This is a genomic window from Ancylobacter sp. GW821-FHT10E12, from assembly GCF_058809335.1.
Map to the genome: position 1 here is coordinate 133,098 of NZ_JBXASN010000014.1, position 26,394 is coordinate 159,491.

Annotated in this window: 14 protein-coding genes; 6 read left to right on the forward strand and 8 right to left on the reverse strand. The window is 68.2% G+C overall.

The genetic code is table 11. The annotated features are described in order from the left end of the window. Positions 1-125: 125 nt before the first annotated feature. A complete protein-coding gene (locus AC1RU4_RS19035) occupies positions 126-968 on the forward strand; it encodes an SDR family oxidoreductase (protein ID WP_492892696.1) in 843 nt (280 codons plus the stop codon). A 50-nt stretch (positions 969-1,018) separates the two neighbouring features. On the opposite strand, the gene AC1RU4_RS19040 is transcribed toward AC1RU4_RS19035, so the two are convergent. Both AC1RU4_RS19040 and AC1RU4_RS19045 read right to left on the reverse strand, forming a co-directional pair. Further along, a complete protein-coding gene (locus AC1RU4_RS19040; protein WP_492892697.1) occupies positions 1,019-3,109 on the reverse strand; it encodes a glycosyltransferase in 2,091 nt (696 codons plus the stop codon). After that, entirely contained in the window at positions 3,109-4,059 is a 951-nt protein-coding gene (locus tag AC1RU4_RS19045) for a hypothetical protein (RefSeq protein ID WP_492892698.1), read from the reverse strand. The genes AC1RU4_RS19040 and AC1RU4_RS19045 overlap by 1 nt, the downstream gene beginning before the upstream one ends. Before the next feature lie 301 nt (positions 4,060-4,360). Between AC1RU4_RS19045 and AC1RU4_RS19050 the strand changes: the two genes are divergently transcribed. Both AC1RU4_RS19050 and AC1RU4_RS19055 read left to right on the forward strand, forming a co-directional pair. Next, the gene (locus AC1RU4_RS19050; protein ID WP_492892699.1) at positions 4,361-5,614 is read left to right on the forward strand and encodes a KpsE/RkpR family capsule polysaccharide export protein; all 1,254 of its coding nucleotides are present in this window, start codon (positions 4,361-4,363) and stop codon (positions 5,612-5,614) included. Between the two features lie 12 nt (positions 5,615-5,626). Further along, the gene (locus AC1RU4_RS19055; RefSeq protein ID WP_492892700.1) at positions 5,627-6,280 is read left to right on the forward strand and encodes an ABC transporter ATP-binding protein; all 654 of its coding nucleotides are present in this window, start codon (positions 5,627-5,629) and stop codon (positions 6,278-6,280) included. Between the two features lie 9 nt (positions 6,281-6,289). Here AC1RU4_RS19055 and AC1RU4_RS19060 read toward each other — a convergent pair whose 3' ends face one another. The 5 genes from AC1RU4_RS19060 to AC1RU4_RS19080 form a co-directional block, all read right to left on the reverse strand. Further along, a complete protein-coding gene (locus AC1RU4_RS19060; protein WP_492892701.1) occupies positions 6,290-7,600 on the reverse strand; it encodes a capsule polysaccharide biogenesis protein in 1,311 nt (436 codons plus the stop codon). Positions 7,601-7,612: 12 nt separating this feature from the next. Next, positions 7,613-8,995: an aminotransferase class I/II-fold pyridoxal phosphate-dependent enzyme gene (locus AC1RU4_RS19065; RefSeq protein ID WP_492892702.1), complete on the reverse strand. Its 1,383-nt coding sequence runs from the start codon at positions 8,993-8,995 to the stop codon at positions 7,613-7,615. Beyond that, positions 8,992-16,266 (reverse strand): SDR family NAD(P)-dependent oxidoreductase, encoded by a 7,275-nt coding sequence (locus tag AC1RU4_RS19070; RefSeq protein ID WP_492892703.1) that lies wholly within the window; start codon positions 16,264-16,266, stop codon positions 8,992-8,994. The genes AC1RU4_RS19065 and AC1RU4_RS19070 overlap by 4 nt, the downstream gene beginning before the upstream one ends. A gap of 316 nt (positions 16,267-16,582) precedes the next feature. After that, a complete protein-coding gene (locus tag AC1RU4_RS19075; protein ID WP_492892704.1) occupies positions 16,583-17,605 on the reverse strand; it encodes a hypothetical protein in 1,023 nt (340 codons plus the stop codon). A 228-nt stretch (positions 17,606-17,833) separates the two neighbouring features. Further along, positions 17,834-18,490, reverse strand: a complete 657-nt coding sequence (locus AC1RU4_RS19080) for a class I SAM-dependent methyltransferase (RefSeq protein WP_492892705.1) — start codon at positions 18,488-18,490, stop codon at positions 17,834-17,836. 198 nt (positions 18,491-18,688) lie between these two features. Here AC1RU4_RS19080 and AC1RU4_RS19085 point away from each other — a divergent pair, with 198 nt between their 5' ends. From AC1RU4_RS19085 to AC1RU4_RS19095, 3 genes are all read left to right on the forward strand, one after another. After that, positions 18,689-23,941, forward strand: coding sequence for a glycosyltransferase family 2 protein (locus AC1RU4_RS19085; RefSeq protein ID WP_492892706.1), 5,253 nt, complete (start codon positions 18,689-18,691; stop codon positions 23,939-23,941). 73 nt (positions 23,942-24,014) lie between these two features. Continuing rightward, positions 24,015-24,785 carry a glycosyltransferase family A protein gene (locus tag AC1RU4_RS19090; protein WP_492892707.1) on the forward strand — a complete coding sequence of 257 codons (771 nt, stop codon included), beginning with the start codon at positions 24,015-24,017 and terminating at the stop codon, positions 24,783-24,785. Positions 24,786-24,924: 139 nt separating this feature from the next. Further along, positions 24,925-25,323 (forward strand): DUF2934 domain-containing protein, encoded by a 399-nt coding sequence (locus tag AC1RU4_RS19095; protein WP_492892708.1) that lies wholly within the window; start codon positions 24,925-24,927, stop codon positions 25,321-25,323. 120 nt (positions 25,324-25,443) lie between these two features. Here the strand turns inward: AC1RU4_RS19095 and AC1RU4_RS19100 are convergent, their stop codons facing one another. After that, the gene (locus tag AC1RU4_RS19100; protein WP_492892709.1) at positions 25,444-26,250 is read right to left on the reverse strand and encodes a transporter substrate-binding domain-containing protein; all 807 of its coding nucleotides are present in this window, start codon (positions 26,248-26,250) and stop codon (positions 25,444-25,446) included. Between the last annotated feature and the right edge of the window lie 144 nt (positions 26,251-26,394).

The window sequence follows — 26,394 nt, forward strand, 5'->3', positions numbered from 1 at the left end:
GGCTATCCACGCGCTCCGCACGCATTGTCTTTAGCAGTTGCGTTGCCTTGGCGGAAAGTTCTTCCTTCGCATGCCGGCCGCGGTGTATCCAGCCCGGCATGTCCTCCTCTCCCGCAGGTCCGGGGATGCCGCCGAACCGCCAGCCCACAGCGCCCGCACGCGATTCCCTCGCCATCGTGTCGGGCGGATCGAGCGGCATCGGCCTCGCCTGCGCGGTGCAGCTGGCGCAGATGGGCCAGAGGGTGGCGCTGCTGGCCCGCGACGAGGCGCGGCTCGCGCAGGCGGCGGACCTGATCCGCCGCGACCAGCCCGCTGCGCAGATCGTCTGCCGCTCAATCGACGTCCGCGATGCCGCCGCCTGCGCCGGGGCGGTCGATGCGCTCTGCGCGGAATACGGCCCGCCCGCCTGGCTGATCAACAGCGCCGGCATCGCCGAGCCGGGCCTGTTTCTCGACCAGCCGCTGGCCTCGCACGAGGCGCAGCTCGCCACCAACTATCTCGGCTCGCTCTATCTCTCGCATGCCGCCGCGCGCCCTATGGCGAGCGCCGGCGGCGGAAGGCTCGTCTTCGTCTCGTCGGGGGCGGGCCTGTACGGCATCTATGGATATTCGGCCTATGCACCGTCGAAATTCGCGGTAAGGGGCCTTGCCGAGGTGCTGCGGGTCGAGCTGGCGCCGCACGGTATCCATGTGACCATCGCCTATCCCCCGGATACAAGGACGCCGCAGCTCGAGGCGGAGCAGCGCACCAAGCCGGAGATCACGCGACGGATCACGGCCGGCGGCGGCGAATGGGAGGCCGACGCGGTGGCGCGGAAAATCATCGCCGGTGCGCTCGCCGGTCGCTTCACGGTGACGCCCGGACTGCCGACCGCGCTCGCCGCCCTGTTCCACAGCACGATCGGCCCGATCCTGCGTGCGCGGCAAAGCCGGCTGGTCCGCAAGGCCGCCGCCGATCGGGCGGAGTAGCGGCGGCAACTCTCTTGTTCGGTCGGCGCGTCGTCGACGCGGCGGAACCGTCAGCGCCCGGTTGGAGCCAGCGGCCGGGGAGCCGGCCGGGCATCGACCGGCGTTTCCTGGACCGGCGGCGCCTGCCGCGCGGTCGGCGTGAACAGCAGCCCCTGCGCAAGGCGCAGGATCGACGCCATCTCGTTGCCGTGATGCTCGCGGATCAGCTCGCCGATGCGCGCGCGGGCACCCCAGAGATCGCCCTTGCGCCAGTTGGTCTGGTTGCGCCAAGGCTCCGCCTTGTACCAGACCAGCGCCTCCGGCACCGTGCCGATGCGCAGGCCGTGCAGCTTGGCGCGAACCAGGGCGCGCCAGTCTTCCGCGTGATAGAGGAAGCCGTCCTCGACGAAGCCGCCGGCCGCCAGGAATTTCTCCCGGTCGACGATGAAATTGGTGTCGCCGATGACGTTGAAGATGTAGCACGCGGCGCCGCCGTCACCGAGGAACAGGAAGCGCCGGTAGGAGCGTCCTTCAGCCATGTCGGCATCCGTCGCCACGAAGTCGAGCGCACAGGTGACGAGATCGAACGCGCCGCCGGCCAGGGCCTGGGCGAAGACCTCGAGCTCCTGCGGTTTCGACAGGTTGTCGTCGTCGTGGAACTTGAGCCATTTGCCGCTCGCCGCACGCGCCGCGGCATTGCGCGCCGCCGCGGGAAAGCGGGCGCCGTCCGAGCGCACGACCCGCACCGGGAAGGGCAGGTCGCGCCGTTCGGGCAGGGCGGCAAGCAGTGCCTGCGCCTCCGGCGTCGCCGAATGGTCGTCGCCGACGACGACTTCCAGCGGCTTCAGGGTCTGGGCGGCAAAGCCCTCGATGGCCCGGACCAGGCCGGCCGGATTGTCGCGGTGGGTTATGCACACCGATATGTCGGCGCTCGGAGATGCCGCCGCCACTACGGTCCGGCGCTCGTGCGCGTCCTTCTCGATGAGCTCGCGCGTGAAGTCGATGTGCTGGCGCGCCGCCTCCGCCGCCGGTATGTGCCCGCGCAGGGCCGGGCTGCTCTTGTGCACGAAGCGGATCAGCGCTTCGCCGACATCCCAGGCCGTGGGCGGTACGAAGGCGGAGGCGCGGTCTTCCGGGGCGACCAGCTCGGCGCCGCCGCCGACCTGGGTGGACAGGAACGGAATGCCGCGCGCCAGGCATTCCTGGATGGTGCAGGGAATGTTGTCGCTCAGCGACGGCATCACGGCCAGCGCGCCGGTGGACTGCAGCAGGTCGAGCGCCTCGTTGGCGCTCAGATGCTCCATCAGCTCCCATTCGATGTCGAGGCGCGACATGCGCAGGCCGAACATGTCCGCGGAATAGGCGGGGTCGTTGATCTTGCCCAGCAGCACGACCTTGAAGGGCCGGCTCGCGCGGTCGCGCAGGATCTGCAGGGCATCGATGAACAGGTTCAGGCCCTTGCGGTGCTCTAGGCGCCCGAAGAAGGCGAGCGTGGGAACGCCCGACGCCGTCGCCGCGGGCTGCGCGATCCGTGCGCTGTGCGCCTTCGGCAACACGTTCTGGATCACCCGCACCGTCGAGGGCATCGCCCAGCCGTCGTCGCGGAGGAAGGAGAGCATGTAGTCGCTCGGCGACAGGATGGCGTCGGCGTGCTGGACCGATCCGTGTTCCATCGCTTCGCGAAACAGCACGTTGGGGCTGATCACCGGCGCGTTGTTCCAGCGCATCGACCAGGCCGTCGGTCCGTGCAGCTGGGCGACGATGGGGCCGCAGTCGAGCAGGCCCGCGCGCTTGGCGAGGGTCGGGTAATAGCCGATGCCGAGATAGTCCGCGACATGGAGAATGTCGTAGCGGGTCTGCGCGAGATGGCGGTAGAGCGCATAGGAGCGCAGCGGATCCGAGCCGCCGCCGGCCATGGCCGGAACCGAGACGTCCTGGGTCACGGAGAAATCGAGTTCGTGGAAATCGATGCCGTCGCGGCCGAGCGAGTCGCGCCAGAGCGCCCCGTCGCCGACCTCATAGGCGGCATTGGCGTAGATGACCGTTACGCGATGGCCGGCGTCGATCAGGGTTTCCGCCAGCCCGCGCAGGGCGGTGCCCACGCCTCCGTTGCGCACCGGGCCGGCGAAGTCCGCAGTGGCTATCGCGATCGATGCGGACATCAGGCCTCCTGAAAGCTGGCGAGCACGAACACCTCGTTGCCTTCCCGGACCGACAGCGACCAGGGTGCGTTGGCGGGCAGCATGCCGAGCGGTGCCGAGAAGGCCGAGAAACCATCCATCCCGGTCTGGGCGGCGATATCGCGACGGTGGAGCGTGGCATAGGCCGACCAGATCTCGGCGTCGCCGGAATTGAGCGTCACCTTCGGCCGACGGCCGGGGTTCAGCAGATTGACCGCCCAGCCCTTCAGGAAATCCGGGCGAAGGCCCAGCTGCAGCTGTTCCTCGATCTCGCGCTCGAGAAAGGCGACGACATGCGGCGGGCGCAGCCCGGTCAGCAGGAAGCGGCGGCCCCTCTGCTCGGCGAAGAGCTTCAATTCGCCCTGCCGCAGCAGAAACCGCAGCGGCAGGGCCTCCCAGAAGGCGCGGGCGTCGGCATCGAGATCGGGTCGGGCGATCGCGGGCTCGAAGCGGATCTCGTTGCCGAGCTCGTTGACCGCGACGAGCGACAGCGGGGTCGGATCCGATGAGGCGACCCATCCGCTCACATGGGTTCGGGCGCACGCTTCCACGTTGAAGCGGAACTGCGGCACCAGGAGACTGGCCGGCGAGGCCTTGAAATTCGCCCTGAAGCAGGGAGCATCGCCCTGCATGACCAGCAGCGTCATGGTTTCGTCAGCGTCGTTTGGCTGAATGCCGAGACCGAGCCAGTTCGTCAGCGGGAAATTGAAGCCGCAATGCAGCGTATCATAGCCGCCCATCACGACGTCGGGGCGAGGAAGCGCCGGCGCGCCGATGTCGTAGCTGCGGGGAGTGACCACATGCACGGCGAGCGGGCCGGCGGAGGGGTTCTTGGCGATCACCCAGCCGCCGATGCCGAAGGCCGAGAAGGTTTCGAGATTTCCGATGGCGGCCTGGGATTTGATGCCTTGGCCGAGCGGCGGCCCATTCACAGCGGATCGGCTCGACAGCATACGAAACCCGCCTCCATCTTTCCGCGATACCCCTGCCGATCAGCGCCAAGGCGTGCTCTGACGATTGGTGTGTGGTTCAGCTTTTATCTGGCGACCATTTTGGAGTAAAGTGGATCGATAAGCATTCGGCCGCCGGCGCGCCGCCTATCAAACAGCGCACTGGACCACGACATATTGTTACGTATTTGAAAGTATTTTTTCGACCTATGAGGTCAATCATTCGCGCCCTGCTGGTAGAAAGCCACGACCGCAAATGAGCGTCGAGGCCCCTTCGCATCAAATGACTGAGACAGCTCGTCGCAACGAGCTCCTGGCCTTCAGCACAAGGCTGTCCGACGAACTGCGCAGGACTGCTCGGCAGGCCCGCGTGCGCGGCATCGCGGCCGGGCAGCGCAAGTCCAAGCACTTCATCCGGCGGCTGCCCTGGCTGGCGGCGCCGCTCCAGCTGGTGATGCGGATGAGCTTTCTCATCTGCGTCGTCGTGCCGTCGACCCTGCTGATCCTCTATTACACGCTGATCGGCTCGAACCAGTATTCGGCGGAAGCGCGCTTCGCGGTGCGTGCCGGCGACACCACGAGCCTGGACATGGTGACCGCGCTCACCGGCCTGCCCTCGGTGACCCAGTTTCAGGACACGATGATCGTCATCGAGTACCTGAAGAGCCGCGCCATCGTGGAGGCGCTGGAAGAGAGGGTGCAGCTCTCGAAGCTGTTCACCAAGTCCGGGATAGACTGGCTCAGCCGGCTCGGCGATGAGCCCTCCGTCGAGGACGTGCTGAGCTATTGGCGCCGCCAGGTATCGACTTCGATCGAGATGCCGTCGGGCATCATCACCCTGCGGGTGGACGCCTTTTCGCCCGAGGATTCCGTCACCATCACCAAGGCGGTGGTCGATCTCAGCGAAGAGCTGGTCAATCAGCTCGGCGAGCGGGCGCGGCGCGACCTGATCACTTCGAGCGAGCACGAGGTCGCGCGAGCCGAGGATCGGCTGCGCGAGGCGCGGGCGGCGCTCAAGGAATGGCGCAACGAGGTCGGCATGCTCGACCCCAACACGGCGGCGGAAGGCATCCAGAAGCTGATCGCCACGCTGAAGGCCGAGCAGCTGCGGTTGCGCCAGGAGATTTCCACCAGCCTGCGCACGCTGAGCGCCACGGCTCCGCAGGTTCAGCTGCTGAAATGGCGCGAGGAAGCGACGCAGGAGCAGATCGACATCCTGGAGCGCCAGCTCACCGCGCCGAGTGGGTCCGGGCAGGGGACGATCTCGAACGTGATCGCGCGTTTCGAGGAGATCGAGCTCAACCGGACGCTTGCGGAGCGCCTCTACACCACCGCCGCGTCCAATTTCGAACGTGCGCGCATCAACACCGAGCGCCAGCAGCTCTACCTGAATTCCTTCGTGCAGCCGATCCTGCCGGACGAGCCGTCCGGGCCCAAGCGGGCTCGCAACATAATCCTTGGCGTGCTTATTCTGATAGGCTTGTGGGGCGCTGGCACGGCCGCGATACGCTTCCGCAACAAGCTGCGCGGCAATTGAGGACCGACGACCATGATCATCGTCGATCACGTCACCAAATATTACAGCGTCAATCTCCGCCGGAAGCTTGTGCTCGACAATGTTTCGGTGGCCTTCAATCCGCGACGCAACTATGGCCTGCTGGGCCAGAACGGCGCGGGCAAGTCGACATTCCTGCGGCTGATCGCCGGCGCGGAGGAGCCCAACAGGGGCCGCATCTCGCGTAATGTCCGCGTTTCCTGGCCTCTCGGTTTCACCGGCGGCTTTCACCCGAAGATGACGGGGCGGGAGAACGTTATCTTCATCGCCCGGATCTATGGCGCGAATCTGCGGCAGACGCTTGATTTCGTCTATGATTTCGCCGAGCTCGGGCCGGATATCGATGCCCCGGTGAATACCTATTCGTCCGGTATGAACGCCCGCCTCGCCTTCGCCGTCTCGATGGCCATCGAGTTCGACTTCTATCTCGTCGACGAGACGACGGCGGTGGGCGACAGCCGCTTTCAGCAGCGCTGCGCCGCAGCCTTCGCCGAGCGCCGGTCGCGGGCCGGCATCATCATGGTTTCGCACTCGGTCGCGACGATCAAGGACTATTGCGATACCGGCATGATCCTTTCCAACGGCAAGCTCAGCGTCTACGAGAATCTGAACGAGGCCATCGAGCGCTATCGCCAGATGATGCAGTAGCGCCTGCCGCTATCGGCGCCCGGCCGCGATATCGACGCGCTCGCGGCGCCGGGCATTCGCTTCATGCGCTGCGGCGAGCCGCGGCGGCGGATCGACGAACGCGCCCGCGCCGTTCACCGCTCCGGCCAGCACGCGCTCGACGATGATCCGCCTGGCAAAGGCGCTGCCTTCCGCATTGTAGAAGGAGCCCGGCAGCTGGATGGTGCCGGCCAGGCTGCGCACGAGCGCGTCCACCAGCGTCATGTCCACGCGGCCGGGGTCGGTCCAGAAGCGGTCGAGCGTCGCGCCGGATGTCAGCCCGTCGATGTCGTAGAGGGCCACGCCCATCACTTTGGTGGGACGACCGACCCGCAAGGCGTGCAGCCCGACGGTGGAATTGATCACGATCACCGATTCCGCGTGCTCCAGCATTTCCGACAGCACGCCGCCGTCGACGGCGACGACACGCTCGGCAATGCCGGCTTCGCGCGCCAGCTTCATGACTTCGGCGCACCAGTCGATCAGCCCGACATCCAGCGGGTGCTGCTTCACGACGATGCCGAGATCGGACGGGGCATGGCCGGCGAAGGAGTGGAAGATCTCGCGCAGCATCTCGCGCTGGTCCGAATAGGGCGAGTTGTAGCGGATCTGGGTATCGTTCTGCAGCTGAAGCGGGATCAGCACGAAGCGCCCGCGCATGCGCTCGGCGAGGGCGGCCTCCTGGCGTCGTCCGCGCAGCGCCTGGCGCAGCCAGCGCAGCAGCGTGCTGGCATATTCCAGTACCGGGTTGTAGAAGCGGTCCGCCTGATAGCGCGGGTAAAAGTAGAAATAGAAATAGTTCACGAGGTTGTAGAAGACCTCGTTGAACGCCTCCTGCGCGAAGGAATAGGGGAAAACCCGCTCCTCCGGCACGTTGTCGACCTGTGCCGCCACGGCACGGATGGTCGCCGGATCGTCGGGAAACTGCGACCAGCCTCCCATTCCGCCGCGCTCCAGCGTGATCCAGGCCGGGCGGAGATAGCCGAACTCGATGACATAAGGCGTGGCGCCCAGCGCCGGCGCCACCTCGGCCGCCACCCGGTGATAGGGGTGCTGATCGCCGTAGTAGAGAACGTCCGTCACGCCTTCGCGGCGGATCAGTTCGGCGAGCCAGTCCGCCCAATCGTCGAGGGAGCCGCGATAGGACAGCGCGTCCCGGCTTCCCCAATAGAGCCTTTCGGCGGTGGAGAAATTGACCTTGATGACGCGCTCGCCGGCGGCACGGAACGAATCCGCCAGATCGCGCCAGAAATGCGACGGTGGCCCCTGGAGAAAGAGGAGCGTCCGAGCCGGACGGGACATGGGGGACATACCTCAGCGCGTGCGGGCGGCACCGTTTCGCTGGGCCAGAAGCTGCGACAGGTTCGCAATCGACAGGCCAGCTTCGGCGAGGGCGCGCTTCTCCTCCACGAGAGCCGTGACGGCGCGCTCGATGTCTTCGGACGTGTGCTCCGACGACACGAAGAAGCGCAGCCGCGCCGAATGGTTCGGCACTCCCGGCGGGAGCACCGGGAACGCGTAGATGCCGCGCTCCAGCAGGCGTTCGGCGAGCATGATGGTCTGGAGCGCGTCGCCGATGATCACCGGCACCACGCCGTAGCCCCAGGCTCCACCATAGTCGAGGCCCTGTTGGGCAAGGCGCGCGACCAGGGCGTGGCCGTTGTCGCGCAGCCGGCTGAGCCGCTCGGGTTCGCGCAGCATCACCGCCAGCGCCGCATCGGCCGCCGCGGCGGATGCCGCCGGCATGCCGACGCTGTAGACGAGGCCCGGCGCGCCGAATTTGAGCATGTCCACCAGCGGCCCGGCGCCGGCGACATAGCCGCCGCAGCTCGCCAGCGCCTTCGACAAGGTGCCCATCCAGATGTCGACCCGCCGCGGGTCGACCCCGCAATGCTCGGCAATGCCGCGCCCGGTCCGCCCGAGCACGCCGAGCCCATGCGCGTCGTCGACCATCAGCCAGCAGCCGTAGCGTTCCTTGAGATCGGCCAGCGCGGCGAGGTCCGGGCCGTCCCCGTCCATCGAGAACAGCCCCTCGGTCACGATCATGACGTTCTCGAAGCGCCCGCGGTCGGCGGCGAGGATGGCTTCCAGCTCGTTCAGGTCGTTATGGGCGAAGGCACGCCGCGCGCACCCGGAGAGCCGGCCGCCGACCGCCACGCAATTATGGATCCAGGCATCGTGCAGCAGCAGGTCCTTGGGCCCGAGCAGCGCGGCGATGGCCGAGACCGCCGTCGCATGGCCGCTGACGAACACCACCGCGTCCTCCGCGTCGTAGAGCGTCGCCAGCGACCGCTCCAGCGACGCATGCACCGGCCGCTCGCCGGAGGTGATGCGGCTTCCCGACACCGAGGTGCCGAATGCCTCGATCGCCGCGTTCGCTGCCTCGGTCACCTCCGGGTGGCCGTTCAGGCCGAGATAGTCGTAGGAGGTGAAATTGAGGACGTCACGGCCCTCGATCCGGGTGTGGCGCCCGGCCTTGACGTCGTGCAGGCGGTAATAGGGGCTGCGTATGCCCAGCGTTTCGCCGACCGCCTTCTGCTGCACCATGCCCTGATAGGCCGGAAGCTGGGTGAAGCTCTGCGCCTTGGGCTGCTGCGGCGCGACCGCCGCGGCGCCGGGCTTGACCGACCGCATCTGGTCGATGAGTGCGCCGACCTGGCCCTGCGATAGCCGCTTCTGCGTGTCGCCCCCCGTCATGTCAGACGTTCTCCGCTGTAGTCGAGCTGGGCGATGGCCGCCACGGTTCCGTCGGTCTCGCTCGGCGCCAGGCTGAAGGATTCCAGCTTGGCGGCGGCGATCGCATCCATCGCCGCCGGCGTGTCGGCCTGGTTGCCCTCGCCGCCGTGAATCAACGGCAGCGCCTGCACCACGATATCCTCGACCGTCCGGTCGCTGATCGAGATGATCGGCATCTCGATGCCGCAGCTTTGCTCGAGCGCAAGCCGCAGTTCCAGCGCCATCAGCGAGTCCATGCCGAGCTCGCCCAGCGGCCGCTTGATGTCCACCGCCTCGGGGGCGAGACGCAGGATCTTGGCGATTTCCCGCGCGATGACGTCGCCGAGGATCAGCTTCGCCTCGGCCTCGGTCTTGTCCGCGAGCCGGCTCGCGAGGTCGACGTCGCCGCCCTCGGAATCGCGGCCCTCGGCGGCCAGCAGGCCGGCAAACGCCGGCGAGGTCAGGATGGCGAGCTTCTCCGCCACCATGGAATGCCCGATATCGGCGAAGAAATGCACCGGGCCGAGACGGTCCTGCTCGGCGAGCAGCCGGCCGAGCTGCGCCAGCCCGTCGGCCGAGGTGATGCCGGCCACGCCCGTGGTGCGCCGCAACCGCTCGGCGAGCTCGGCGTCGCGCGCGATCACGCCGATATCGGAAATGGCGCCCCAGCCGATGGCGATCGCCGGCAGGCCTTCCAGCCGGCGACGGCGTGCCACGCCTTCGAGGAAGGCATTGGCGGCGACATAGGCCCCTTGTCCCGGACTGCCGATCAGCGTCGTGGCGGAGGAATAGACGACGAAATAATCCAGCGCGCACGGCCGCGTCGCCCGGTCGAGCGCCAGCACGCCGTCCACCTTCGGCTTCAGGACGGTGTCCAGCCCGGCGCTCGTGAGGCTCGACAGCATGCCGTCGTCGAGCACCATCGCGGTATGGATCACCCCGCGCACGGCGCCGAAATCGTCGACCAGTTCGCCGACAAGGCGCTCGACCGCCGAGGCATCGGTCACGTCGAGCCTGTACGCCGCGATGGTCACGCCGCGCGCCGCATAGGCGGTGACCGTCTCGGCGAAGGCCGGATCGATCCGGCCGCGCCGCGAGGCCACCGCGATGCAGGTCGCGCCGCGGTCAGCGAGCCAGAAGGCGGTCGCGAGCCCGAAGCCGGCCGTCCCGCCGACCACCAGATGCACGCCGTCGGCGGCGGCGCGGAAGGCGCGCGGCGGCGCCACGCCCGAGCCGGCCGGCTGCACGATGAGCTTGCCGAAATGCTCGGCGCCGCGCATCAGATGCAGCGCCTCGGGCACGTCCTCGGCGAGGAAGCGGCGATAGGGCAGGGGGCGCAGCGTCCCGTCCGCGAGATGCTCGCCCAGCGCGCCCATGATCCGGGCCACGCAATCGACGTCGTGCTTGAGCAGTTCGTCCAGGTCGATGCCGAAATAGCTCAGATTGTGCACGAACGGCCGCAGCTGCAGCGCCGTGTTGTTGAGATAGTCGCGCTTGCCCAGTTCGAGGAAGCGGCCGAAGGGGCGCAGCACGCGCACGCCTTCGCGCATCGCCTCGCCCGACAGCGAGTTCAGCACCACGTCCACGCCGCCGATCTGCCTGAGCGCATCGACGAAGTCGAGCGAGCGGGAATCGAACGCCTGCTCGGCTCCCATCGCGCAGGCGAGCGCCCGCCGCGCCGCCGTGCCGGCCGTCGCATAGACGATGGCGCCGCGCCGCCGGGCGATCTGGATCGCCGCCATTCCCACCGCGCCGACGGCACCGTGAACGAGCACCCGGTCGCCGGCACGCAGCCGCGCCACTTCCTCCAGCGCGTACCACGCCGTGGCGAAGGCGACCGGTATCGTCGCCGCCTCCTCCAGCGAGATGCCGTCCGGCACCTTCTGCACATGCGCCGGCGACGCCGTGACATGGGACGCGAAGGCGTTCGACATGAAGGCCATGACCCGCTCGCCGGGCACGAAGCCGCGGCAGTTCGGCCCGACGCGGGTCACCGTGCCGGAACATTCGAACCCGAAGGCCGCCCGCGTCAGGCCGCCCGACAGCAGGTCCTCGTCGAGGATGCCGAAGGCCACCATCACGTCGCGGAAATTGAGGCCGGTATAGGCGACCTCGATCTCGACCTCGTCGTCCTGCGGCGCCGGCCGCGGCTCCAGGCTCCAGGCGAGTTCATGCGCCGACAGCGCGTTCTTCGGCCGCAGGACGGCGCGCGCCGTGGCGGAAACCGGCTCGATCTGCTGGCGTGCCCCGCGTCGCGCGCGGGGTACGAAGATACCCACCTCGTCGATACGCAGCTCGCTCTCCGGCGAGCCGCGCATGATGGTGGCGGCAAGGTCGACGGCGACCGTCGCCGCCGGCACCCCGGCATCGAACTCGACGACGCGGATGTCGATCATCGGGAATTCGTTGCGGGCCACGCGGGCGAAGGCGCGCAACGAATGCGCCACGGCGAGCTCCTCGCCGATTCCGCTCGACACTCCCAGCACCACCCAATAGCGCAGCCGCTCGATGCCGGGCGTGATCGCGGCAAGGCTGGCGACCAGTTCGAGAAGCCGCCGCTTGAGCGCCTCGCTCGCCGCATCGGCGGTGATATCGGTGCCGACGAAGTGGAGGATATCGGTCGCGCCCTCGATATCGGCGACATCGAGACCTTCGCCGGTCACGGTGACGTCGGTGATATCGGCGAGCTCGCGGATGACCCCGCGGGAGGCGGCGTCGTCCGAAACGCGCGCCAGGATCGACACCGGAGCGAAGGCTTCCGCCTCCTTCGGCGCGATCCGGCCGATGGCCAGGCGGGTGAAGCCGTCGCTCCATTCGTGCAGCGGCTTCTCGAGCCGGAACTGGTCCCGCAGCACCATGATGTTGAAGGGGCGCACCCCCTCGCCATGGTTGGCCGCCTCCTCCGCCATCCCCGCGAGGGAGAGCAGGAAATCGGCGGTCGGTTCGGATTTCAAGTCGAGCTGCGCCACCATGCCGCCCGGCTTCAGCCATCGGGCGGCGGACCGGGTCGTGGCGGCATCGCCGCCGAGCAGCAGATCGAAACGGCTGGCAACGGCTTCCACGGCGAGCAGGTCGACATGGCCGATGGTCAGCCCGCGGCCGTGCTGGGCGATGAAGGCGTCATAGGCCTCGCGACGCTCGGTGGCGATCGACAATGTGATCGCGTCCCGGCGCAGATAGGGCAGCAGCATCCGCCAATGCCCGAGCTCCAGGGGCGGCGTCCACAGCACCGAGAGCGGCGCCGGCGCGCTGGACTTGACCGCCGCCGCCAGCGCCGCGGCCAGATGTTCGCGGCCGGCGGCGAGGATCGACAGCTCGGCCTCCACCTGCGCCTTCTGCGAGGCGGTCAGCTTCATGCACTCGCCGGTGGCGCAGGCGGTCTCCAGATGCGCCAGCGCATGGGAGGCGAGCACGATCTCCGCCTGAGCCGACGGCGCGCTTTCGACCATCGCGGCGAGGATCGCCTCGGGCGGCGGCAGATCCAGCCGGCCGTCCTTCGCCTCGAAATGCTCCACCAGCGCCCGTGCGCGCCCTGCCACCGATGAGGCGGCGGCGGCTATTCCGTCGCCCTCGGCTTCCCGGCGATCCAGCCACTGCCGCACCAGCGACAGCGTGAAGGCCTGGAGCAGCAGCCAGACGTCCGGCGCGGCGGTCTCCCTGGCCGGTGCGGCGCCGGCGAGATCGAGCGCCGCCGGCACGGTGCGCGACTGGCTCAGCACCTCGTCCAGCCGCAGGACCCGCTGGTCGGCACTGCGGCGCGACAGCACGACGGCCCGCAGGTAGATGTTGTCCAGCAGCGCGACCAGGTCGCCATCGGGCCCGAACAGTGCGACATCGACCGTGGTCGACGTGCTGGTTTCATAGGTGCGTCGCACCACCGCCCGACGGACCGGGCTGTGCGGCTTCAGCACCGTGACCGACCTGAGCCGGACCGGAAGGTCGCAGCGCACCTCGCCTTCGATCGTGGTGCGCGACAGCATCAGCCCATGGAAGCTGGCGTCCAGCGCGGTCGGATCGAGCACATGCTCGGCGGAGAACGCCCCGAGCGGCGGCTCGACGTCGTTGAGCTCGATGACCTGCGCATCGGGGTCGCGCTCCAGCCGGGTCACCCGCTGGAAGCTCGGGCCGTAGTCCAGCCGCGCCCGCCGCGTGGCGGCGTAGACCTCCGCCGGACCGTTGATCCAGCGTCCCTGCGTGCTCGGGCCCTCCGGCAGAGGGCCGGTTTCGCCGGTGAAGGGCAGCATCTGGCCATGGGCGTGGCGGACCCACTCCTCGGCGGTCAGCCGCTTGCGGCTCCAGATCTCGACGACGCTCGTCTCGGGGGTGTAGCGCATCGAAATCTCGCGCATCACCTCGGGGCCGAGGGTCATCGGCCGCTCGATGTCGAGGTCGCGCACGCTGAGCGGCACCGCGCCATGGACGTCCCGGCCGACGGCGAGGATCATCTCCAGATAGCAGGCGGCCGGCATGATCGGGGTGCCGTCGACCACATGGTCGGCGAGATAGGGCACCATTCGCGTGTCGAGCGCCTGCCGCCACTCGGTCGAGCCCTCGCAGACGCGCGAGCCGATCAGCGGATGACGGCGCGGGGCGACGTTGAAATTGGCGCCGAACACCTGCAGCCGCTCGGAGGTCTGCGGCAGGCTGTGGCGCGAATGCTGCCAGGGATAGAGCGGCAGGTCGACCGTGTTGGTGCCCGGCTCGCCGAACATGGCCGCCGCATTCACCTCGGCACCGCAGACCAGCAGCCGAGCGCCGATGTCCCATATCGGATCGGCCTCGCCGTCGTCCTCGGTGAGGCCGGCGACCGCCTCGCCCGGCTTGTCCAGCGCCTTCAGCGTCTCGGCGATCGGGCCGGTGAGGATCGGGCGCGGGGATATCTCCAGGAAGACCGAGGCGCCGAGATCCGCCGCCCGTTCCACCGCCGCCGAGAACAGCACCGGCTGGCGGATATTGCGCCACCAGTAGTCGGCGTCGCAGGCCGTCCCGTCCATCACGTCGCCGGTGACGGTGGAGATGAACGGCACGCGGCCGGGCGTGGCGCCGAGGTCTCCCAGATCCTCGATCATCTCGCCTTCGAGCGGATCGAGGATCGCCGAATGGAAGGGATAGTCGAGGTCCATCAGCAGGGCCGGGATACGCTCCTGGCGCATCCGCTGCAGGGCGGTCTTGATGTCGTCGGCCGGTCCGCTCACCGTCACCGAGGCCGGGCCGTTGATCGCGGCGATGGCGATCCGGTCGAGGCCGTGGCGATCGAGGAAGGCCTGGACATTGGCGGCGCCGGTGGCGGCAACGGCCATGCGTCCCTGGCCGCGGATCCTCTCCTGGTGCAGGCTGCGCAGATGGATGAGGCGCACCGCCGCCTGAAGGCTCAGCGCGCCGCTCGCCCAGGCCGCCGCCACTTCGCCGACGCTGTGGCCGAGAACCATGTGCGGCTCGACGCCCACGACACGCAGCGCCGCCACCACCGCCGCCTGGATCGCGAACAGAAGCGGCTGGGCCGTCGACGTCTCGGCCAGCTTCGGCACGATGTCGGGGCTGTGCAGCATCTCCCGCACCGACCAGCCGGCCAGCGGTTCGAACTGCGCGTCGATGAGGTCGATATGCGCGCGAAAAGCGGCGTTGCGCGCATAGGCCCGGCGTCCCATGCCGGCCCATTGGCAGCCATTGCCGGCAAAGACGAAGGCGATCCTGCCGTTCGCGCGCAGGGCGCGTCCCCTGGCGCCCAGCGAGGGCGCCGTGCCCGCGCCGATCTCCCGCAGCGCTCGCGCGACCTCGCTCGTCGAGCCGAGCGGGATCGCCAGCCGGTGCTCCAGGCGCTCGCGCCGATGCGCCGCCGCATTGGCGAGCCGCGGCAGCGGGACGGCGGCCTGCTCCACCGCCTCGGCATAGCGTCCCGCCATGGCGGACAGCGCCTCGCCGCTTTGGGCGGACAGAACCAGAACCTGCGCCGCCGGTTCGCGGTCGACGACCGCGCCCGCGGCCTCCTCGGGCGTCGGGCCGCGCAGCACGATATGGGCGTTGGTGCCGCCAAAGCCGAAATTGCACACGCCGGCCAGCAGCGGCGCGCCCTGCGGCAGCGCGATCGGCTCGGCGACGGGCGCGAGATTGAGCGCGGCGAAATCGATGTTCGGATTGAGTTCGTCGAGGAACAGCGTCTTCGGGAGCCAGCGCTGCTGCAGCGCCATCGAGGCCTTCAGCAGGCCCACGAGACCCGAAACGGGCTCCAGATGCCCGACATTCGACTTGGCCGATCCGATCGGCAGCGGCGCGCTGCGCTTCTGCGCGATGGCGGCTGCGATCGCCCCCGCCTCGACGGGATCGCCCACCGGCGTTCCCGTGCCGTGCGCTTCGATGAAGGCGAGGCGATCGACGGAAAGCTCCATTTCCGCATAGACCGACTCCAGCAGATCCCGCTGGCCGGCAGCCGACGGCAGGGAAATGCCGACCGTGCGCCCGTCGGAATTCACCCCCGAGCCGAGGATCACCGAGCGCACCGCCTCGCCATTGGCGCGGGCGTCGGGAAGCCGGCGCAGCACGAGGGCGGCGAGCCCTTCGGAGCGGACATAGCCGTCGCCCCTGGCCGAGAACGGCCGGCACCGGCCGGTCGGCGACAGCATGTGCGCGGCGGAAAAGCCGATGAAGGGGGCCGGCGACAGCAGCAGATTGACGCCCGCCACCACCGCCATGTCGACCTCGCCGTCGCGCAGCGCGCGCAACGCCTGGTGCAGCGCCACGAAGGACGAGGCGCAGGCCGCGTCGATCGTCATGCTGGGGCCGGACCAGTCGAAGGCGTAGGAGACGCGGTTGGCGATGATGGAAAGCGAGTTGCCGGCGATGAAATGGCTCTGGATCGCCGCGAGATCGGTCGAGCTATGCGTCTGGTAGTCGACATTGGAGGCGCCGACATAGACGCCGATGCCGTCGCCGGTCAGGCGGGAGGGCACCATCCCGGCATTTTCCAGCGCTTCCCAGACCACTTCGAGCAGCAGCCGCTGCTGCGGGTCGATCTGCGCCGCCTCGCGCGGGGACACGCCGAAAACGCCGGTATCGAAGCCGAGGACCTCGTCCAGGTAGCCGCCCGCGAATGTGTAGCTGTAGCCGGGCGCGGGGCCGGGATGCAGGAAGCGCTCGACGTCCCAACGGCCCTCGGGCCGGTCGGAAACCGTGCAGGTGCCATTGGTCAGGACGTTCCAGAATTCGTCAGGCGAGTTCGCGCCCGGGAGCCTGCAGGCATATCCGAGGATCGCCACCTCAGGCTGAGATCGATTGACGCCACGAGCCATCCAGCCGCTCACTCTCTAGTCCCGAACAACTGACGCTGCATTGCGGCAGATCTTCTGCCCCTCCCTGCCATCAATCAGAACACTCCTGCAACTTCAAACCTCAATACCCCTGACGGATTGAGAACATATAACACCGACGACGGTATGCCAGTCTTCCCTCTCCGCACCGCAACCTGCCCGCTGCGGCGACAATCAAGATTTGTGCCGCTTGCCGAAGCCGTGTTCGCGCCGGCGGGATAAACCAGGCCGCGGCAACGGCCAGATACGTGAGGGGCGACTGGAATCAAGTCGGGATTTTCGCGAGCAATTGCCGCAACATCAGTGCGTTGATCTGCATCATACGTTCAGCCGGCAATCCCTCGAATACCTCCGAGCGCATTCGTGCAGGAGGGAACAGCGTCGCGCGATCGGGCGGTTTACTCATCATATCGAGCACCTCGGCATTGGCCACCTCGAAACGTTGCATGAAGGCCGCCATCTCCGGGGCGGAAATCCAGTCGACATTTGTGCGCCGCGGGAACGGCGACTCCTTGCGTCGCCCGAGCTCCGAGACCAAGCCCCCGAGAGTGGACAGTTGCTGCTTCGTCAGCCCGCTCCTGTTGAGCTGACTCTTGAACGCCACCAGTTCCATCGGAAGGCTTTCGTTGAATTCCGCAATAGGTCCCTCGGTGCCTATTTTGACGCCAAGATGGCTAAAGAAATTTGTGACAAGGTTGCCGCCAACGATCAAATCCTCAAATGTGACAATATCGACAATTTCAAAGTACTTTTTGAATAGGTCTATCTGTTCCCTATATTGGAAGAAGGGCAGGCGATTTTCAAGGAATTCGCGAAATCCGTCCTTTATGTGTTTGACCCTGACGTTCTCCTGATACAGGGACCGGGCGAAATCGTCCTGGCGCCGCAATACGATCAGTATCTCCGGCTTGAGCGGTTCCGTCATTTGCGCGAGCCGGGCGATATAGGCTTCCCGGCCTTGCCAATAGCGGCTGGCGTCGCTGTCCTTGGCGCCGATGAGGTGGCGGTACATCGGCTCGGCACTGAGCAGCACCTGGTCGATATCGCCGGTATCCTCGGCGGCGATCGCCGCGACGAACGCCTCGACCTGGTCGAGGGTAAGGAGCGAGCGGGTCCCGGCTATCGCGTGGGAAAAGTCGTGATGGGCATAGTGCCGGGGGCCGCCGATCAGCTCGTAGCCGGGATAGAGCAGGCCGCTCGACCGCAGCTTCTGCTCATGCCGGCGTGCGAATTGCTGGATGCTGGTGGTTCCCGTCTTGTGGGTTCCCACATGCAGAATTGTTCTCATCGGCCGGACACCACGCCCTCATTGCTCCAATGCACCCCGAACGGCCGCCGAAGGTGGAAGACCTCGACGCGGCCAGGCTCGCAAAACGCGAAAGGGGCAGAGACGACGCGCGCATGCGCAAATCGTCGGAAATCGCCTGCAGATAATCCGTCTAGCTTTTAGTGATGGCGGGAGATCTTGCAAGCCGGGAGCCGTGGCCGTGTCCGGCAGGGCACGCGACCGCCGCGCTCACTTCTTTTTTCTCTTCCCGGCCTTCCGCCCGGTCGGAGTGGTCAATTCGAAGACCGTGAAGCTCGCGAAGGTGGTGTTCAGATCGTTGGTTTCGTCGAATGGGTAGGGGTTGACGGGACGACCGACCACCCGCCAGTCGGGACGCTCGCGCGCCACCCAGCCGCTGAACCAGCGGTGGCGGATATGCTGCACATGTCCCGGCATGTCCCAGTCCGAGGCGTAGACGAGAACATGGCGCTGCGCCGAATCGAACAGCTTGCGCATATAGGCCTCGTAGGCCGCATCCTCGACCAGATGATAGATCACGTCGAGCGAGAGGGCGAGGTCGTGCCTGCCCGCCCCGGGTTCATAGCTATCGTAGGGCTGGAACGCCCAGCTGGGCCGATCGTGGTATTGGGCGCGGCAGATCTCGATCGCCGTCGGCGAGACGTCGAGGCCGAGATAGGTTCGTGCCCGGAGCTGCGAAATCTGCTGCCCGTCGCCGCAGCCGAAATCGACGACCGAGCCGATGGCGTTCAGCCGGATGAAACGATTGATGAATGCGGTCTTGTAGTTGGCGAGAACGCCGCGGGAGCCGGCCCCGGAATAGCCGCCCGAGGCATAGCGCTTTTCCCAATAGAGCCCGGAGGAAAATTCCGTCGCCTTGTCGGTCATGATGGCTTGCTCTCGTCCGGCCCGGATCGATCGGTCGCCCGATCATGTAGGGATGGCGCGGTTCCATCAACCGCTCCTTCGCGCCCTTGCGCGGGGACTGCGTCGGCGAACGGGCGCCATCAGGTCGCCATCCGCCCGGCTGCTTGGTTCTGTCGCTGGCAGTTGCTATAGCTGGCAGCGGCTTGTGAGGAGTTGTTCATGCTGATTAAGGGTGATGTCAACGGCGTCCGACCCACAGGCGAAGTGTGGGGCTGGGTGCTGGACGTCGATTCACCGGACGCGATCCAGATCATTCGCATTTCGATCGCTGGCTACGAATTCGAAATTCCCGCCGACGTTCATCGTCCCGACATTGCCAAAGGCTTCGGCGGCCACGGCAATCATGGCTTCCTCTTCTCGCCGCCGCCCTCCATACCGCCGGGGCAATATGAGGTGGACGTCGCGGCCGCCGCCGACGGCTCCACCATCCCGCGCGGCCGCTTCACGCTGAACGTGGGCGAGCGCGACGGCAAGCTGAGGGCGCGAATCACCGCGTTCACCGCCGAGCGCATCACCGGCTGGGCCTATGATTCCGAGGACCTCACCCAGTCGCTCGTGCTCAACATGTTCGTCGATCATAAACCGGCAAAGAACATTCCCTGCGAGATCGCCCGCAAGGATGTGGACGGCCAGGTCGGCAACCAGCTCCGGGTCGGCTTCCATACCGCCCTGCCTCTCGAATTCTGGGATGGGGAGACGCATCGCCTCACCTTGAAGGACAGCAAGTCCGGCCGCCTCATCCATGACGGCTGGCTGCGGACCGACAAGACGACGTTCACCGTCAAGGGCCGCACGCTGTTCGGCGAGATCACGGAAATCGGCCTTGCCGGTGCCGCCGGCTGGGTGACCGACCTGGGCCGGCCGCTGGTCGTCGAACTGGAAATCGACGACATCCTCATCGACCGGCAGGAGGCCGACCAGCCGCTCCAGCTGGACGCGCGGCGCAATGCCGGATTCCGCTTCAGCGGCCCGCCCGCCGAGTTCTTCGACGACGCCGAGCACAAGGTCACGGTCTACGCCCTCGCCAATGAACGCGTGCCGCTCGGCACCCAGATGCTCACCCTTCGCAAGGCCGAGACGCCGCGACTGGAGGGCGAGCTGCACCCGGCCAAGGACGGCCGGCTTGCCGGATGGGCCATCGACCCGTCGGCGCCGGATGCGCCGCTGGAGCTCAGTCTGGTCATCGACGGGGCGGAAGTGCAGACCGCCGCCACCCGCAGCGTCGGCGACGTGCGCGGCCGGTTCGAGTTCAGTCTGCCGCCGGCGTCGAGCGCCGAGGCCTGGCTGGCGTCGCAGATCGACATCGTCAGCTATCCGCGCGGGCTTAAGCTGCCGCCCGTCGGTGGCCGCCACCCGGTCGTCGACAGCCTCGCCGCCAGGCTGGAGCCGGGCGCGCAGGGCGACCACGTTCTGGTGCTGAAATCGGGGACGGCGATCCCGCCTCGGGTCCGCGTGGACCTCGTCGAGGACGAGCTGGTTCGCCAGAGCGTCGAGCTCGCGGTCGATGCCGATGGCTTCACCGCGCGCGGCAGCCTGGGCAGGCAGGACGCGCGGAAATTCCTGTCCCGGTTGACCCATGTGCGGATCGGCTCCCGATCCGTGCTGCTCACCGGCCTGCCGGGCGTCGCCGATCCGGCGTCGCCGCTGCAGGGTTCGGCGGGGCGCTCGCCCGCCAACGCGCTGCCGGTCCTCGATCCGCGGGTGCGCCGGCGGTTGAGCGACCTTGCCCGCGGCGAGGTCGCCCCGGATGGAGATACCGCCCGGCCGGATTTTGCCGGGGTCTGGCGCTTCACGCCCCCCGCCATCGTCGAGGGTTGGGCGGTCGACCTCGCCAATCCGGCCGATCCGCTCGAAATCGAGCTGGTGGTCGACGGCACCTCGGTCCAGCGCAGCTTCGCCGGCCAGCGGGTCTATCCGCGGGAGGCGCAGTTCAAGTTCGAGATTCCGGTCGGCTTTCGCTTCGACCTGTCCAGCCTCAACCTGCGCAAGGGCTCGCTCGCGCTGGTGGAGGCCCGCGTGGTCGGAGGCGGCGCCCTGCTGCCCGGCAGGCCGCAGGTGGTCGATCTCGCCAATATACGGGTCACGGTCGGCCGGGTTGGCGAGATCGACGCGCTGGTCGCGACCGGCCGTCTCCCGCAGGCCTATCTCGTCGCCCGCTCGATCGCCCGCGGCAGCGGCCGCGCGGCGGTGCATCGCTTCCTCGCACTGGATTTCGTGCTGCGCACGCAATGGCTTGGCTATGAGGCCTTCCTCGCCGGCTGGAAGGAGGGCGCGGACCGTTCCTATGTCGCCGCGCTCTCGGAGGCCTACCGGCTGCGGGTGATCGAGGGTGAGGCGGACGGGCTCGACCTCGCCGCCAAGGGCGAGCTGCCCGCCGCCTATGCGCCGCTGCTCGACGCCGCTTCTCCCGCCGCCTCCGTTGTCGCCGCTACCGCCTTCGAGGCGGTGGCGCTGTGGATGACGCTGGACCAGCTGCCGCTCGAGGACGAAGGCGGTCCGGTCTTCGGCGAGATCGCCATCGTGCTGTCCGGTGAGGTGTACAGTGAGGCCGAACGGGCCCGGCTCGCCGCGCTCGGATGCACGATCGTACCGATCCCCGAGACGGCGGGATCGGATGCCGCGGCCATCGCCCGCCACATCGCCGAATCCGCACCGAGCGGCCGCTGCTTCGTGGTGCTGCGCGAGCACCGCACCCTGCCGACCGCGGCACTCGGCTATTGGCCGCGCCTGCTGAAATCCGCCGGGCCGAGCATCGGCACGGTGATGCGCTTCGCCGACGAGAGCCTCGGCGCCGCACAGGCGGGATTCCTGCCGCGCGAGGCCGATGCCGCGATCCATGTCTGCGGCGACGTTGCCGGCGCCGCGCAGGCGGTGGCCCTCGCGCCGTCCGCCACCGCCTGGTCGGGGACGGAATTCCTCACCGCCGCCCGTGCCGCGATCGACGAGGCCTATGCCGATCCGAGCTGCGTCATCGTCCGGGAAGGCGATGCCGACGCCACCATCGAGGTGCCACCCGGCGCGTGGGTGATCCATGCGCCGCTTTCCGACGATCCCGAGGCGGATGGCTCGGCCGAGGCGTGGGCGGAGATCGCGGGTTCCGGCTGGCCGGCCTCGACGCCGGTCATCTTCATGTCGCGGCAGTTTCAATATCCGGCCGACTATGTCGCCCGCTGCCTGCGCGAATATGTCATGGCCGGCGAGCGCTCGGTGGTGATGAGCGCGCTGCGCTACCATCCCGGCCGCGAGGAATTCTCCCTCTCCGCCAATTCGTCGCTGCCGACCTGCTATCTCGGCCTCAGGGAGCGCGGCTGCTACCGGCTGGCCGACCTCGTCGATGCGGCGACGCGCTTTGCGCCCGGCGACGAGACGCGGGTGGTGCTGGCGACCACGCATGCCTTCCATCTGGTCGGCGAGGGCGATTCCGCGCTGGCGCTTCTCAACGACATCGCCGCCAGGCCGATGCTCCGGCAGTTCGCCGTCTCGCTGACGGCGCGGGCGATGGGCTTTGCCGCCCATGTGCTGGAGAACTGGGCCGGCGCCGCCGAAGCCTATGGCATGCTGCAGCTGCCGCGCAATTCCGACGACGTCGCGCTGGTCTCCTCGCTGTCGCTCGGCATGGAGGCGACGCGGGAGCTGCGGCAGTCGCCGGACTTCTTCCCGCGCCTGCAGGAATGCGCCCGCCGCGGCCATCTCGCGGTCGTCGCCTCCTATCTCGGCGATTTCCTCCGGCATCCCGCCGAGGTGCTGGCGCTCGACGACGAGGCGTTTCTCGGCCTGCTCGATTGCTGCAGGGCGGTCGGCCTGCAGGAGGAGGTCGGCGAGGCGCTGGGCCTCCACCTGCCGGTGCTGCTGACGCGCGGGCCGAGCCTCGTCATGCCGCTCTTCGAGGCGGTGGCGATGACGCTCCCGACCACCGATCTCGCGGCGGTGCTGATGGCCGGCGCGGCGGAGATTCTGCGCCAGCCGGACGCCCTGTCGGTCGCCCGGCTGGTGTCCGCCTGCCGGCGCTACGGATCGGCCCAGGCCATGGCGGTGCTGGTCGGCATGATCGAGCGGTCGCCGCACAAGGACGTGCTGGCCGATCCCGATGTCGCCGAGACGGTGGGTGCCGCGCTCGTCCATGCCGGCAAGCTGCAGCGCCAGCTGGCGCTCTTGCGCCACGATTCCGACGCGCCGCTCTTCGTCGCGCCGCTGATGGACCGGATGATCGCGGCGCTGCTGGAGGGCGAGGCGGGCACGTTCACGCAGCTCCTCAACCTCTATTTCGCCGAGCGCCGCGACGTGAACCAGCTGCTGGCCCAGCTGCGCACCTATACCTACGAGATCACCCGGCTCGACATCCCGCCCGGCGCGGTCCGCTATCCCACGCATGCGGCGCTGACCGAGACGCTGGCGCTCGCCATCCTGCTCGACGACCGGGTGGCGATCCGCCATCTCGACGGCGCCGGCATCGACAATCTGGAATCGACCAACGACGCCCATGGCATCGTCGCCGCCAGCTACCACCGCAACATGCAGCCGCTGGAGCGTGCCTTCGCCCGCTGGGGCGAGCCGTTCGGCATCGCGCCGATCTCCTTCGCCGGCGACACCATCGATGCGCTGTTCGAGGACTTCACCCGCCAGCCGCTGCCGCCGGCGGCGGTGGCGGAGCATGGCCGCGTCAGTATCATCGTCACCGTCTACAATCCCGACCTGAACCTGCTCGCCAGTTCGCTCGCCTCGCTGGTCCGGCAGACCTATCAGGACATCGAGATCATCCTGGTCGACGATGCCAGCGACGCGGTGCCCTCGGTGGAGATCGAGGCGCTGGCGGCGGCCGATCCGCGCATCGACTTCCTGCGCGTGCCGCGCAACGAGGGGCCCTATGCGGGCCGCAACCGCGCGCTGGAGATCGCCACCGGGACGTTCGTCGCCATCCATGACGGCGACGATTATGCGCATCCCCAGCGGCTGGAAGCCCAGATCGGCGTGCTGGCGCGCTCGCCGATGCTGAAATTGTGCACCAGCGCGCATCTCAGGATCGATCAGCTGGCGCGGCTGCAATTCGAGCACACGCTCGAACTGCTCGGCGACGGCACCATGACCTCGGTGTTTCGGCGCGACATCTTCGACGTCATCGGCGGTTTCGCGCCGGTCCGCTCGCGCGGCGACGTCGAGTTCCGCGAACGTCTCCGCGCGGCCTATGGGCCGCATGTGTACGCGCATATCGATTGCCCGCTGACCTTCTGCTTCGCCGGCCCGGCCAGCCTGTCCAATGCGGTTCGCCGCACCCGGCCGGAATATCTCGCGCTGTTCCGCGACGCCTTCGCGAGGCGGATCCGGGTGCCGGTGCTGGATGGGCGGCGGGTCGATCCGGTCGCCGACCCGGTGGCCGTCCCGTGGCCGCTGCGCTCGGAGAACCTGCTGTCGTAGCCACCTCCCCATCGCAGGACGTGGCCGGTGCCTCGCGCCGCCCGTCCAGGACGCCCCGGCTCGGAGTGAAGATATGGACAAGGTCATCATTGGGCTCACCTCGATCCGAGCCCGGCAAGACAAGCTGCACCTGACGCTGGAAAGCCTGCTCCAGCAGGATCACCCGCATTTCGAGATCCGCGTCTTCACCTCGCGCGAGCCCTACCTGCTCGACGAGGGCGTCGACGAGATCCCCCCGGACTGCCGGGAGCTGCTGGGCGATCCCCGGCTCAAATGGTGCCGCGTGCCCAATACCGGCCCCTATCGCAAGCTGCTGCCGCTGCTGGCCGATCCGCTGTGCCGGTCCTCGCTGCTCGCCACCGCCGACGACGACACGATCTACCCGTCGCACTGGCTGTCGACGCTGGTGCATTATTATCGCCGGCACCACTGCATCGTCAGCTTCCGCGGCCACCAGATGGCGCGGGGCGAGAACGCCTTCCTGCCCTACAAGCGGTGGCCCGAGCAGATCATCGCCGACAATCCGAGCGTGTTCCTGCTGCCGACCGGCAAGGACGGGGTGCTGTATCACCCCTCCTTCTTCCATCCCGCCGTGCTCGACATGCTGACCGCGCTGAAGGCGGCGCCGACGGCCGACGACCTGTGGTTCAAGTGGCACACGGCCGTCCATCGCGTGCCGGTCTATGTGGTGCACCCCGATTACCGGCTGGCGAGCCTGCCGGACACCAATGACGGCAGCTCGCTCTATCGCGACTTCAACGATGCCGGCGCCAATGACGGCGCCATCGCCGCGCTGGAGAAATATGCCGACACCCGGTTCGGGATGACGCTGGCGCGGCTGTAGCGGGCGGGCGGTTCGCCATCCGGCTCCCCGCGGCCGGGTCCCCGCGGCCGGTTCCCATGCGCGTGACAGGTGCGCGCCGGCAGGAACGCCCGCCGCGCCGGCACGTTCTCCCTCGACAACAACGAGGAGGAGGACGCCGATGGACGACCGTGAGCAGAAAATCCGCGAACGGGCCTATCATCTCTGGCTTGAGGAAGGCTGTCCGCACGGGCGCGACCAGCTGCACTGGGAGATGGCGCGGGAGATCGTGGCGCGTGAGATTGCGGCGCGGGAAATTGCGACTATCGAGGAGACCCCCGGCGCCGCCTTGCGGCCGGTCGACGCCGCCGAGGCGCCGCCCGCCCCCCTGGAAGGCGGGTCCATCGTGCGGATGCAGCCGGGCGACGGCGATGGGCCGGTGAGCGAGATCGACACCATACGTCGCACGCTCGAAGTGCCGGCCAAGCGCCGCGGCCGCGGCTCGCCGGTGGCCGCCCGCGAGGGCGCGATGAGCGGCCTTGCCGGCGGGCAACCTTCGAGCCCGTCGACGCGCTCCTGAAGGCGCGGGAGATAAACCCATCCGGGACGGGGCCGCGCCTGCGCGGGCCTTGGGGAGAGAGGCGGAAACGGTCGTCCCGACGGCGCGTCGTGTTGCCGGCGCGCCGTCGGGCCGGTTCGGTCAATCGAGGTCCGCCGGCAGATCGATGCCCTGCCACTTCTTGTAGATGGCGGGGAGCTTGCCGTTCTTCATGTTGGCCTCGACCCAGCCGTCGAGCCAGGCAAGCAGCTCCGGCTCGTTCTTGCGCAGACCGATGGCATAGGGGAAGGTCGCCATGGAGAACTTCACCTCCAGCGGATCGGCCGGGCGCTTCTCCTTGATGGCGGCGATCACGGTGGGCGTGTTGGCGGCGATGTCGGCCTGGCCGGAGATGACGGCGGTCACCAGCGTGGCGTCGTCGTCATAGCGCAGGATGTCGGCGCCCTTGCCGTTGGTGGTCAGCACCTTGTCGGCGGTGGTGCCGCGGGTGACGACGACGCGCTTGCCGGCGAGGTCGGGGAAGCCTTCGATCTTCAGGCTCGCCGGCGCGGCGATCACGTTCTGCAGCAGGCCGTAGGGCCTGGAGAAGTCGATGACCTTCTTGCGCTCCTCGTTGATCGAGAAGGAGGAGATGACGATGTCGGTCTGGCCGCTGAGCAGGAAGGGCACCCGGTTGGCGCCGGTCACCTTGACGATGTCGAGCTTGACGCCGAGGTCCCCGGCCAGCAGCTCGGCCACTTCGACGTCGGAGCCGACCGGCTTCAGGTTGGCGTCGATCATGCCGTAGGGCGGCAGGCCGAGGTCGATGGCGACCTTGACGGCGCCGCGCGCCTTGATGTCGGCGAGGGCGTCGGCCTGGGCCGCGCCGGTCAGCGTCGGCGTCAGCAATGCGAGCGAGAGCAGGGCGGCGGCGAGAGTGCCGATGCGCGGGGAAAGCGGGCGTTTCATCCGGGTGGCGTCCTTTGATTTTCGTTGGGGTTTGCGGAAGGCGGGGCAGGCGGAGCGGGCCGGCGTTACAGCCCGCTACCGACGAATTCGGCGAGCTCGCGGGTGTTGGGGGCGTCGAGCATGGCGCCGGGTCCGGTCTCCCAG

Coding starts and splice junctions, on each gene's coding strand:
- AC1RU4_RS19095 (WP_492892708.1), top strand. CDS start 24,925: ATGGACGACCGTGAGCAGAAAATCCGCGAACGGGCCTATCATCTCTGG.
- AC1RU4_RS19065 (WP_492892702.1), bottom strand. CDS start 8,995: ATGACGGGGGGCGACACGCAGAAGCGGCTATCGCAGGGCCAGGTCGGC.
- AC1RU4_RS19035 (WP_492892696.1), top strand. CDS start 126: ATGCCGCCGAACCGCCAGCCCACAGCGCCCGCACGCGATTCCCTCGCC.
- AC1RU4_RS19060 (WP_492892701.1), bottom strand. CDS start 7,600: ATGTCCCGTCCGGCTCGGACGCTCCTCTTTCTCCAGGGGCCACCGTCG.
- AC1RU4_RS19040 (WP_492892697.1), bottom strand. CDS start 3,109: ATGTCCGCATCGATCGCGATAGCCACTGCGGACTTCGCCGGCCCGGTG.
- AC1RU4_RS19075 (WP_492892704.1), bottom strand. CDS start 17,605: ATGAGAACAATTCTGCATGTGGGAACCCACAAGACGGGAACCACCAGC.
- AC1RU4_RS19100 (WP_492892709.1), bottom strand. CDS start 26,250: ATGAAACGCCCGCTTTCCCCGCGCATCGGCACTCTCGCCGCCGCCCTG.
- AC1RU4_RS19090 (WP_492892707.1), top strand. CDS start 24,015: ATGGACAAGGTCATCATTGGGCTCACCTCGATCCGAGCCCGGCAAGAC.
- AC1RU4_RS19085 (WP_492892706.1), top strand. CDS start 18,689: ATGCTGATTAAGGGTGATGTCAACGGCGTCCGACCCACAGGCGAAGTG.
- AC1RU4_RS19080 (WP_492892705.1), bottom strand. CDS start 18,490: ATGACCGACAAGGCGACGGAATTTTCCTCCGGGCTCTATTGGGAAAAG.
- AC1RU4_RS19055 (WP_492892700.1), top strand. CDS start 5,627: ATGATCATCGTCGATCACGTCACCAAATATTACAGCGTCAATCTCCGC.
- AC1RU4_RS19050 (WP_492892699.1), top strand. CDS start 4,361: ATGACTGAGACAGCTCGTCGCAACGAGCTCCTGGCCTTCAGCACAAGG.